A 12,334-nucleotide genomic window follows, 5' to 3' on the forward strand; every position below is an offset into this window, starting at 1 on the left:
TAATAACTCGAAGATTAAAAGTGCTAATAAAAGCACTTTTTTTTGTAACCTTGCTTCTTCCTAACTAAATATCAACCAATTAGATGCATTCAAGGCTGTTTTTATTCTTCTTGTTTTTATTTCCCTATGCATTAATTGCCCAAAATAGCTCACCTTTTATTGAGATAACAGATAGTCAAGGCATTGATGATATTTTAGTAGATTGTGATTATCCCGTAGATGCTAATAGGTGCTTTAGCTTAGAAGCCAACTACACCATCATAAGTGAAACAACATCTTACGAAGTAACCTCTATACCATTTAATACTCTAACCGGCTTAACTAATGAAACAACAGTAAACATTCATGGTGATGATAAATGGAGTGCTGTTTTACCAATTCCTTTTGATTTTTGTTTTTATACTGAAGGTTACAACGAATTACTAATTGGAGACAACGGCATTATAAGTTTCAACTCAAATGCAGCTTTAGCTGATAGTCCGTTTTTTGCGGGCACCATACCTAATACCTCAATGCCAACAAATGCTATTTTTGGCACTTACCATGATTTAACAAACGATAATAATGTTTTTGGCTGTACAGACGACCCAAACACGCCTCAAAACGAATGTGGCGAAATAAAAACCTATACCACAGGCACTGCGCCCACAAGAGCTTTTGTTATTAGTTATGAAAACTTAAATCATTTTAATTGCGAAACAAGTAGATCTACATCACAAATTGTACTTTACGAAGGCTCAAATGTCATTGAAGTTTATGTAAAAGAAAAACCTATAAACTGTGAAACAAGCCCTTCAGCATCATATAGAAAAAATGCACTAATTGGCATTCAAAATATTGATGGTACCATTGCGACAACTCCACCCGATAGAAACACGAGTATTTGGGCAGCTACCAATGAAGCTTGGCGATTTTCCCCAAACGGAGTTCCCGTAACTTCTGTACAATGGAGAGATGAAAACAACAACCTAATTTCTACAGGTGACCAAATCACTATTTGCCCAGAACAATCTACAAACTACACAGCAACTGTTATTTATGATATGTGTGTTGGCCCAGATATTATACTTCAAGACAATATAGATATAGAAATAGATTTACTATACCCTGTGGCTATAGATAATGAAATTGTGGTTTGTGACATAAATAGCATAGGAACCGAAATTATAGACCTAACAACTTACGAGCCTATTATGATTGGCACGCAAACAGGACTGATACTATCTTACCACAACTCTTTAGCAGATGCACAAACAGAAACAGCACCTATATCCAACCCAAATGCATATGTATTAACTAATCCAACGGAGACCATTTTTGTAAGATTACAACGCGGTATTGGTTGTTTTGATGTTGGAACACTTCTTATCAATTTAGAAGAAATAGCAACTTCTGAGCTTTCAGAAATAACGCTATGTGATACCGCAAATGATAATTCTGAAACTATTACACTTTCAAATTACACAAATCAAATTATTGGTACGCAAACTGGGGTAAATATATCTTATCATCTCACACAAAATGATGCCGATAATAACATAAACCCTATCACTAATTTTACAGCTGCAAATGGAGATTCATTTTTTGTTAGATTAACACTACAGCCAGAATCTAATTGTCCTAATGTTGAAGAAATTAATATTAACCTGTTACCTGTACCAATCGTTGCCCCTATTGAGGTTACCTTATGTTCTAATATCGCCATTTATGATTTAACACAACACGAACCAGATGTACAAGCAAATAATACCGAAATCTTAAACTTCTCCTATCACTTATACCAAAGTTGGGCGCTAAACAATACCAATCCTTTTGATCCTTTACACGCTACAAACCCAATAGATCCAGAATACTATGTTTTAAATGGGATTACTCGTATTTGGGTACGTTCATATACCAGTTCTGGTTGTGTTGAAGTTTTTAATATTGATTTTATTTATATCGAAGGAGTAACGGTACAAAATGATACACAGGTAAGTTCTGGTACTATTTTCGATTTAACAAATTCTGTTACAGATATGGTCGCCGATTTAACCGGAATAACCTATCAATTTTACGACACTTTAATTGGTGCTCAAACTCAAAATCCTCTAAGTCTAATTTCTGATCCTGAAAATTTTGCAGTTACAAATCCTGACACAGAAGTTTTTGTTGTTTTTACAAATACCTCATCAGGATGTATTACCATTGGAGATATACAATTAGAAACTGTTAGTTTTAATGGGACCGCTAATGGTTCTTTTCAAGTTTGTGATAGCGCCAACGATATCGAGGAACTGGTTATTTTAGGTAATTATGACAGCGATTTAATTGTAGGTTATGACAATGCCCAATACATGGAAGTAACATACCATCTCTTACAAACCGAAGCAGATACCAATACAAATCCAATTACAGAAATTAATATTACCACTTTAACAACTATCTACGCAAGAATTGCTCTAGTTTTTGAAGGTATTGAAATAGATTTCACAGTTGAAGAAGTTACTTTAGATTTTCAACCCACCATATTATTAACACCTGTAACGGCTATTATTTGTGATGAATATTACAACAACCAAGAAATTCATGATATAACACAATATGAAACCCAAATTACACCAGCAACAGGCGCTACATTTTCTTATGAATACACAAATGGTACAGCTATAAATAATCCCACAACATTTAACGTCATTGGACCAACCCAAGTAATCCATGTTTTAGTTACAACACCAGATGGTTGTACAACAGAAACAACAATTACTATTACATTTCATCCAGCGATTACCACAGCAACAGCAACAATTGAAGCCTGTGACGCCGATAATAACAATGAAGAATTATTTAACCTAAATGATGCTTTACCAAATGTAAACGCCAATCACACCAGCTATACAAACACTTATTATCATACATTATTAGAAGCACAAGTTGGTAACCCAACTACAGAAATTGCCAATCCATCAGCTTATTTTGTAACTTCAAATACAGCGGTTTATGTTAGGCTCTACGATGCTGTAACAACATGCTATGCTACTGCACGAATAAACTTATCAATTATTCCTGTTCCTGAAATAATTTCAAATACAATAATTGTTTGTGATTTTGAAAATGATACTCTAGAAAACAATGTAGATTTATCCCAATTTAATTCTGAAATATTAGGAAGTCAAACAGGAGTAAATTTAACCTATTACAATTCCTTAGCTAATGCAAATAGCTTTACAAATCCAATTACAACAGCAACTATTACAGACACAACAACGTTATTTGTAAATCTTGAAGCTGCAGATAATTGTATTACTACTGGAGAAATAAATTTCAATTTACAAACCGCACCAATAGTAAATAACATTAGCGTTACGGTCTGTGATAATTTCACAGATGGTCAAGAATACTACAATTTAACGTTAAGCAATCCAGATATAATTTCTGACCCTTTAAATCATAATTTTAGATATTTCACCTCAGAAATTAATGCTATTAATAATAGCAACCCTATTTCTTCAAATTATTTAATAACAACGGTACCGCAAACTATCTATGCAAGAGTTAGGAACCTGGCAACGGATTGCTTTTCTATTGCAGAAATAGATTTAGATTTTACATTTCCAATTACTGTTCAAGACACAGAATTATCAGAATGTGATGATGATTTTAACCTTACTGAAGAATTTGATTTAACAATGGCAATACCAAATATGTTAGCCGATACAACTGGACTTGACATTACCTACTATTCTGATGAAGTTGCAGCACAAACAGCCAACCCGTCGTTTCTAATTTTAACACCAGAAAATCACAATACAGCTTCGGAAACAGATAATGTTTTTGTGCGATTTGACAATGCCGCAACAGGCTGTTTCTCTATTGGCAAAGTTGTATTAAAAGCTTTAGCAACACCTAAATTAGTTGATAGTCATTACGCAATTTGTGACACCGATTTTGATGGGCTTTACACCTTAGATTTAGAGGACTTAAATCCTCTAATAATTCAAGACCAAACCGGTTTAGTGTTTACATATTACACCAACCTAGTTGATGCAGAAGCCGAAAACAATGAGATAGTTAACACCTCTAATTACGCCATTCCAAACGATAATCACACTATTTATACTCGTGTTGTTAATCCATTTGGCTGTATGTCTATTGCCACAGTTAACATCTCTATAAAAACCTCTGCAACTGTTGACGTTGTTACTGACGTTTTAGAAGCTTGTGATAATGATTTAAACACCTATGCGTTTTTTGATTTAACCACTTTTGAAAGCCAATTAACAACAGAACCCGGCGCTACTTTTAGATATTACAACACTGAAAATGATGCCAACTTAGAACAGAATGAAATATTAAATCCAACTACTCATGAAAATATAAACCCAAATTCACAGACCATTTTTGTTAGAGTTTCTGCACCTAACAAATGTGACAACATTACTTCGTTTGACATTGAAACCATTCATATTACACCTCCTACACTCACTGAAGCCACATTTTGCGCAGGAACTTCTGTTATTTTAGATGTTGGTCCAGATTATGTTTCTTATAATTGGAGCACCTCAGAAAACACCCAAAGCATAGAAGTTGACACCTCAGGAACGTATAGCGTTACTCTAATAGACAGCAATGGTTGTACAGATACTTTTAATGTTGTAGTTACAGAACTTCCACTTCCAGAAGTTATTACTACAACAATTACAGAATGTGATTATACAGGAATTTCAGATGGTTTTATGGCATTTAACCTTCACGACTACGACAATCAATTAACAAACAACAATACAAACGTAACAACGCACTTCTACTTATCTCAAAATGATTTAAATGCTGATATCAACGAACAAAACTCAACGTTTACCAATACCACTAATCCACAAACACTATTTGTAAAAGTTATAGATAATACAACCCAGTGTTTTAATACAACAGAACTAACTCTAAATAGTAGTTTTATTGCTGTTTCTCCAAACACATATGCTATCTGCGACACAGATTTTGATGGTAATTACACCTTCAACCTCTCAGAATTAAACAATTTAGTGGTAGCTGATGTTACAGGTTTAACTTTTAAATATTATACGTCTCAAACAAATGCTGAAACTCAAAACGCACCAATAACAGGAGATTATACCATTCCACACAACAATCACGATGTTTTTGTTAGAGTTGAAAACAGTTTAGGTTGTTCTTACATTACTTCCGTTTTGGTTAGTCATAGAGCAGATGCCATTGTTAACAATGTTAGCGCTGTTTTAAAAGCCTGTGATGATGATTTGGATACATTCACCAATTTTGATTTAACAACTTTTGAAAACATCGTTTCTACTGAAACTGGAGCTATTTACAGGTATTACAATTCACAATTGGATGCGATGTTTGAGCAAAACGAAATATTAAACCCTACAACGCATCAAAATATAACACCGAATTCGCAAACCATTTTTGTTAGAGTGTCTGTTCTTGGTAAGTGCGATAATATTACATCGTTTGACATAGAAACCATTCACATTACACCTCCTGCACTTACCGAAGCTACATTTTGTGCCGGAACTTCTGTCATTTTAGATGTTGGTCCAGATTATGTATCTTATAACTGGAGTACGTCTGAAAACACACAAAGTATTGAGGTGAGCACAGCAGGAATTTATAACATAACCCTAATAGACAGCAATGGTTGTACAGATACTTTTAGTATTGAAGTTACTGAATTACCACTTCCTGAAGCCTATGATTTAGATATTTTATTATGTGATGACTATGGCACTAATGATGGTTTTATGTACTTCAATCTTCATGATTACGACGATCAATTAACTGGAAACAACACTAATGTCTCCACTTATTTCTTCCTATCTCAAACCGATTTAGAAACCAATGTAAATATTCAAAATTCAACATTTATAAATAGTTTAAATCCACAAACCCTATTCGTAAAAATTGAAGATAATACTACACATTGCTATAATGTGGCGCAACTGACATTAGAAACCAGTTTTATTCATTCTAATACAGTAATGCTTGAGCTTTGTGACGAATTAGGTTCTGAAGATGGCCTGAATACTTTCGATTTATCATTAGCAAATGCAACAATAATTTCTGGATTACCTTCAGATACTGAAGTTATTTACTATAAAACTTATAACGATGCTGAATTGCAACAAAACCCACTAAATTTGACCTACACAAATACAGAACCCTATTTTCAAACTATTTTTTCGAGAGTTGAAAATGACTTTGGATGTTTCTCAATTGAAGACGTTACACTTATTGTTCATCCATTGCCTGATCTTAAAAGTGATGAAACCGTTATTTATTGCCTAAATTCTTATCCTAGTACTATTACGCTTTATGGTGGTATTATAGGTGATTCGCCAAGTAATTACTATTACGATTGGAGCACAGGAGAAAACACATCTACTATTCAAGTAAATGAAATAGGTGTTTATGCTGTTACTGTAACAGACACAGATGGTTGTTCAAAAAGCCGAAGTATTACGGTTGTTCCATCTAATAGCGCAACCATTGAACGTATTGATATTGTTGATGCTAGCGAGATTAACACTATAACAGTTTATGTTGATGGAGAAGGTGATTATGAATACGCTCTAGATGACGAATATGGCATTTACCAAGACAGTAATATTTTTACCAATGTACAAGGTGGCTTACACACTGTTTATGTAAGAGACAAAAATGAATGTGGTATTGTGAGTGAAACTATTTCAGTGATAAGTATTCCAAAATTCTTTACACCAAATAACGACACTGATAATGAATATTGGATTCCTGGCGGCATGTCTAGACATTTTCAGAATAATGCGACTTTACATATTTATAATCGTTATGGTAAATTATTAATACAATTAGATCCTTTTGGAGTGGGGTGGGATGGCTTATACAATGGAAATGTATTACCTACTTCTGACTACTGGTACACTTTAGAATTTACAGAAAACTTTAGTGGCAAACACAGGGTTTTACAAGGCCATTTTACCCTAAAACGATAAACGAAATTATTAGTTAAGAGTTTTAGGAGAAAAACAAATTTTAAAAATTGAATTTTACTTGGTTAAACTTTTAAGTAGTCTTAGTTTTACTTATCATAATATTCTATTCAAAATAATTTGAAAACAAAATGTTTAGACACCAAGGCAAAAGCAGAACATTAAAACATAATCTGCGAATTGCTACCATTTTGTCATTTGTAGCTGGGATTGTAAATGTAACTGGTTTTTTAGCTTTCAATCAATTAACAACAAATGTCACTGGCCATTTTGCACTTTTTATTAGTGATGTCGCTAATTTTGAATTCTGGAAAGGAACAATCTATTTTCTTTATATATTTTCCTTTCTATTTGGCTCTTTTTCATCAAGTTTTCTCATTGAGATATTTAAAGAAAACAAAAAACTAAATGTTTTTGTTATACCAACACTTATTGAATGTCTTATATTAATTTCAATTGCTATTGTAAGCAATATCACGGAAATAAAATACCCAGATTTAATTATATGTGCGCTTCTTTTTGCAATGGGACTTCAAAACTCTTTTGTCACAAAAATATCAAACGCTATTGTACGAACCACCCATTTAACAGGACTGTTTACAGATTTAGGAATTGAGTTGTCTCAACTTTTATTCTCCGTATATCGTCCACATAGAGATAAGATAAAATCAACTATCAAACTACGAATCTATATTATCTGTTTCTTCTTTTTGGGTGGAATAATTGGCGGATTTCTTTATTCAAGAATAAATTTAAAATTAAACACACTAATCTTTGGCGCAATAATTTTATTAATAAGTCTATTCTATGATGATTTCAGGTATGGTGTAATCCGAACTAAAAGAAAATACAATCAGAGAAAGCATAATAGCAGTATATTATAATATAGTACTTAGAACCAAGCAATGAGACACCTAAACAAAATCGGCCTCAAAAAGCAACCTAAAATGTTTTAAAAGCTTTCGTTTAACCTCAGCTTCGTCTACCCTTTCAACACCTAATTCATTATTTAAAGTTGTTACTGCTTTTCCTCTAATACCACAAGGAATTATATTATCAAAATAACCTAAATCGGCGTTCACATTTAAGGCAAATCCATGCATTGTAACCCAGCGGCTTGCTCTCACACCCATAGCACAAATCTTTCTAGCAAAAGGAGTGCCTACATCTAACCACACACCTGTTTCACCAGGACTACGCTCAGTTAACAAACCATACTCTGCTAACGTGCGTATAATCACCTCTTCTAAAAGACGTAAGTATTTATGGATGTCTGTAAAGAAATTATCTAAATCTAAAATAGGGTAACCTACAATTTGACCTGGTCCATGGTAAGTAATATCTCCGCCTCTGTTTATTTTATAAAATGTAGCGCCTTTTTCAGCTAATTGTGCTTCAGAAAGCAACAAATTAGATAAATCGCCACTCTTACCCAATGTATAAACATGAGGATGCTCTACAAAAAGAAAGTGGTTATCGGTTTCTAAACCTGCATCTTCCCTTCTATTTTTCACCTTAGTATCTAAAATAGATTTAAACAACTCTTCTTGGTAATCCCAAGTAGCTTTAAAATCTTTAGTGCCTAAATCTTGAAGTTGTATCGTTTTATTCAAACCTTAATCTTCTAAAACAACGTTTAAATTCATTGAAGTCGCATCCTCTTTAAGCGTGCTCCAACCTACTTTGTAAGTTACTGTTTTACCATCTTCAGAAATCAATGCATTTTTATTAGAAACAGACTTTACTTTTCTTGGAAACGTATACACCAGTTTATAATACGATGTAGAGAAAATTTCTTCAAATTGCATTTCAAATTGTTTTGAAAAATCATTTTCATCAGCTTCTGTTGTCTCTCCTTCATTAGATTTTTCTTGCTCTACTACCGCATTAGGCATAAAACGGGTAAAAGTGTTGTCTTCAAAAGTATAAACCACCTTATCCACTTTAGTAAGTTTATCTAATTGTCCTTCAGAAGCATTTGCATCCTTACTCCCCATAGCCTTAGCTATTCCCATAGCATCGTCTACTTTTTCATTAATATTTTCTAATTCAGAAACAGCCTTAAATGATTTTTTTATATTAAAATCAAACACATCATTTTCTACATCCATACGAACTCTCATCTTCATCCCTCTAAGGTTTTCTAATTTAGCACGCTGTGCTTCAGAAAGGGTAGCAATACTATCTTTATAGCTTTCAAACAAATCATTAAACACCACAGTGGTATCAACTTTTTCTTCCTTTATCAGTGCTTCATTTGTCCTAGACCTGTTTTCGTTGGCATAATTCATTATTGGAGTAATATCAAAAGACGAAATATATTCTCCGCTCATATCATTATTAAACACAATTGATTCGGTCACACTACAGCTCGTTAGAAAGCCTGCAATAGCCAATAGTATAATAAGTTTTTTCATCAGTACTTTATTGCTTTTTTTTAAAGCGCAAAGGTAATGATTTTATCGCTCTGGATTATTCAAAATAACCAAAGCTGCAATAACGCCGGGTACCCAACCGCAGAGCCACAATAAAAAAGTAATAAGAATTGAGCCACAACCTTTGTCTAAAACAGCTAAAGGCGGACAAATAATAGAAAGAATAACACGCCAGATACTCATAATTCGTTTTGATGATTTGATGTAATTATAAGACGTACTTTAATTTAAAATGTTACATTTTTTATCAATTCTCGATATTGAAATCAAAATAAAATTATGTAGTTTCGTTTTATGCGAATAAAACTTCTCTTCGTTTTTTTAAGTATCTCTTCTATTTGTAAAGCGCAATATTCATTTTCGGGCTATACAAATCCTGAAGAATGGGATAGAGCGGTATACCTTTCTATTGTTGAAGATTACCGAAAAATGTCTGGTGTGTATTCTGAACAAATTATCGCTAAAACCACTGCTGATTCCTCAGGCTTTTTTGAGTTTAAAGGCAATATGCTAGATACTGAAAATCGTATTTATCGTATTCACGTAGATAAATGCTCCGATATTCAACAAGGTGTTAATCACTTTAATGGGCATTGTAGCGATAGCGAAGCACTGTTATTTATCGCAAAAAACACAGACACATTAAAACTGCCTTTTTCATTTGGAAATCAAGTATTTTGCAGAGTAGAATCTAACAATCCTAAAGCAAATGCATTTGTAAAAATAGACTCTCTAAAAAACGACATGCGTTTTGCCTATGGCGAGTTTAGAAGTGAGGCCAACCGTAAACTAAACAACAAAAAATGGTTTAAAACCCTTCAATACTTTGGAGAAGCTTTAGATGAGCCTTTAGCAGAACTTTATATTTACACGTATTTATCGGACCGAAGTAGTGATTTGCATAGCTATTATGTTGAAGACCTGAAACAAAACCAATATTACGACAATTTAAAAGCACGATTAGAAACTACTTATCCTAATGCACCATACACAAAACAGTATACTAATGAATTAGAAGCTGATCGTTATATGTTAGCTGCATCAAATGGAGAAACAGCATCAAATTGGAATGTTATACTCTACTCCTTTTTAGGATTATCAATTATTCTAAATCTATTTTTATTATATCACTTTTGGAAACGAAACCAATCTAAAATTGACGATTTAAAAGCTAAATTATCTAAACAAGAACAAGTGGTTTTAGAGCATTTGCTCATGGACAAAACCAACAAAGACATTGCTGAATCTCTTTTTTTAAGCGTAAGCACAGTAAAAACGCATACTAATAACATTTACAAAAAGTTAAACGTGCAATCTAGAAACGACGCAAAGTCTCTATTTACCAAATAGTTAAAAAATTCAACCTAGGTACTAGTACCAATTTCCAACCTTGTTTTTTCAACATTCACATCTTTATATGAGATGTTTGTTTTCATATTAATCATTTAAAATATTTATTATGAAACGAACATTAAACATTAGCATTCTTTTAATCTTTGCACTAAGTTTTTTTAACGCTGCACCAACCGAATTTGACAAATACGATGTAAAAGTTGCTATTTTAAAATTTAAAACTGAAGTTATTAACTACGGAACCATAACTCAAAATGCTGAAGGTAAGCGGATTTTCACATTTACCAATACTGGGGATGCTCCTTTGCTTATCACAAAAGTTAAAACAAGCTGTGGCTGTACAGTGCCAAGTTATTCAAAAGCACCTATACAACCAGGCGATCAAGGTGAACTAGAAATTAAGTACGACACCAAAAGATTAGGGGCTTTTACAAAAACGGTCACTGTTATTTCTAATGCAGAAGGCGGCAACAAAATCTTAAAAATCAAAGGAAATATAGTGGCCTCTAAATAATATTAAATATCTCATCGGTCTAATTGAGCTTGGTCAATAGCTATTTCATACAATACCTTTTAACTGAGCTCAAGAAGACAAACAGTATCAATCATAAAATTATCAAAAATGAAAACGACCATTTTAACCATCATAATCACATTAGTAACCGTATTTCACAGCAATGCACAACAACGCAATCAAGAAATAATAAAGGACGGAAAAACCCCTTATTTACTTGGAAAAATTGACAAAACTGGTTTAGAAGGTAAAAATTACAGCTCTTGGTTCTCTAAAAATTATGCCGAATATGAAGTTAACACCTCCATAACTTCTTCTATTTCTTCTGAGTTAAAAAATTATGATATCACCCTTTTTATGGGCACTTGGTGTGGAGATAGTAAACAAGAAGTTCCCAAATTATATAAAGTTTTAGAAGCTTGTAATTTTCCTATGGATCAACTTACCGTTATTGCTGTAAGTAGAGAACCTAATATGTATAAACAAAGTCCACAACACGAAGAAGCTGGTTTAAATATCCATCGTGTACCTACCATTATTTTCAACAAAAACGGAAAAGAAATTAATCGAATAGTTGAACATCCCATTACAACTTTAGAAGAAGATATTCAGAATATCATCACGGTAAACAATTACAAACCCAACTATCAAATTGTTACTGCAATTGATAATATTCTAAAGAAAAAAGGAGTCAAAGGCTTAAAAAAGAAAGGTAAAAAATTACTAAAAACTCATAAAGATAAAGTATCAAGTATGTATGAGCTTAATACGTATGGATCACTATTGTACAGAACAGACCGAAAAGATGAAGCTATTGAAGTTTTTACCCTAAATACAAAGTTATTTCCAAACGAGCCAAGAACTTACATGAGTTTAGCTAATACTCTAGGGGTTTCTGACAAAAAATCTGAAGCGATAAAAATACTTGATAATGCTGTAAAATTGTTTCCCAACAATAAAGATCTCAAAGAAAATTTAAAGGTTATTAAATCTAACTAAAAAGGTACTCGTTAATTTTTGTAAAAAGTGTAATTTTGCAGCCACTT

Annotated in this window: 8 protein-coding genes; 5 read left to right on the forward strand and 3 right to left on the reverse strand. The window is 32.9% G+C overall.

Going from position 1 to position 12,334, the window contains the following annotated elements; genetic code table 11:
- Positions 1-83: 83 nt before the first annotated feature.
- Both ABD730_RS11020 and ABD730_RS11025 read left to right on the forward strand, forming a co-directional pair.
- Positions 84-6,989: a T9SS type B sorting domain-containing protein gene (locus tag ABD730_RS11020; RefSeq protein ID WP_344714577.1), complete on the forward strand. Its 6,906-nt coding sequence runs from the start codon at positions 84-86 to the stop codon at positions 6,987-6,989.
- Between the two features lie 128 nt (positions 6,990-7,117).
- A complete protein-coding gene (locus ABD730_RS11025; RefSeq protein WP_334470759.1) occupies positions 7,118-7,870 on the forward strand; it encodes a YoaK family protein in 753 nt (250 codons plus the stop codon).
- Positions 7,871-7,900: 30 nt separating this feature from the next.
- Here ABD730_RS11025 and lipB read toward each other — a convergent pair whose 3' ends face one another.
- From lipB to ABD730_RS11040, 3 genes are read right to left on the reverse strand one after another with little or no spacing between them, the layout of a single operon-like run.
- Positions 7,901-8,599 (reverse strand): lipoyl(octanoyl) transferase LipB, encoded by a 699-nt coding sequence (gene lipB, locus ABD730_RS11030; protein WP_344714580.1) that lies wholly within the window; start codon positions 8,597-8,599, stop codon positions 7,901-7,903.
- A gap of 3 nt (positions 8,600-8,602) precedes the next feature.
- Positions 8,603-9,403: a hypothetical protein gene (locus ABD730_RS11035; RefSeq protein WP_344714582.1), complete on the reverse strand. Its 801-nt coding sequence runs from the start codon at positions 9,401-9,403 to the stop codon at positions 8,603-8,605.
- A 42-nt stretch (positions 9,404-9,445) separates the two neighbouring features.
- Positions 9,446-9,604 (reverse strand): YqaE/Pmp3 family membrane protein, encoded by a 159-nt coding sequence (locus ABD730_RS11040; RefSeq protein ID WP_092446701.1) that lies wholly within the window; start codon positions 9,602-9,604, stop codon positions 9,446-9,448.
- A 111-nt stretch (positions 9,605-9,715) separates the two neighbouring features.
- On the opposite strand from ABD730_RS11040, the gene ABD730_RS11045 reads away from it, so the two are divergent.
- From ABD730_RS11045 to ABD730_RS11055, 3 genes are all read left to right on the forward strand, one after another.
- A complete protein-coding gene (locus ABD730_RS11045; RefSeq protein WP_344714585.1) occupies positions 9,716-10,771 on the forward strand; it encodes a response regulator transcription factor in 1,056 nt (351 codons plus the stop codon).
- A 109-nt stretch (positions 10,772-10,880) separates the two neighbouring features.
- Positions 10,881-11,288 carry a DUF1573 domain-containing protein gene (locus tag ABD730_RS11050; protein WP_334470751.1) on the forward strand — a complete coding sequence of 136 codons (408 nt, stop codon included), beginning with the start codon at positions 10,881-10,883 and terminating at the stop codon, positions 11,286-11,288.
- Positions 11,289-11,396: 108 nt separating this feature from the next.
- Positions 11,397-12,287 (forward strand): hypothetical protein, encoded by an 891-nt coding sequence (locus tag ABD730_RS11055; RefSeq protein ID WP_344714588.1) that lies wholly within the window; start codon positions 11,397-11,399, stop codon positions 12,285-12,287.
- Positions 12,288-12,334 lie beyond the last annotated feature (47 nt).

Origin of the sequence: Winogradskyella damuponensis (assembly GCF_039538385.1) — a bacterium.
Lineage (GTDB): Bacteria > Bacteroidota > Bacteroidia > Flavobacteriales > Flavobacteriaceae > Winogradskyella > Winogradskyella damuponensis.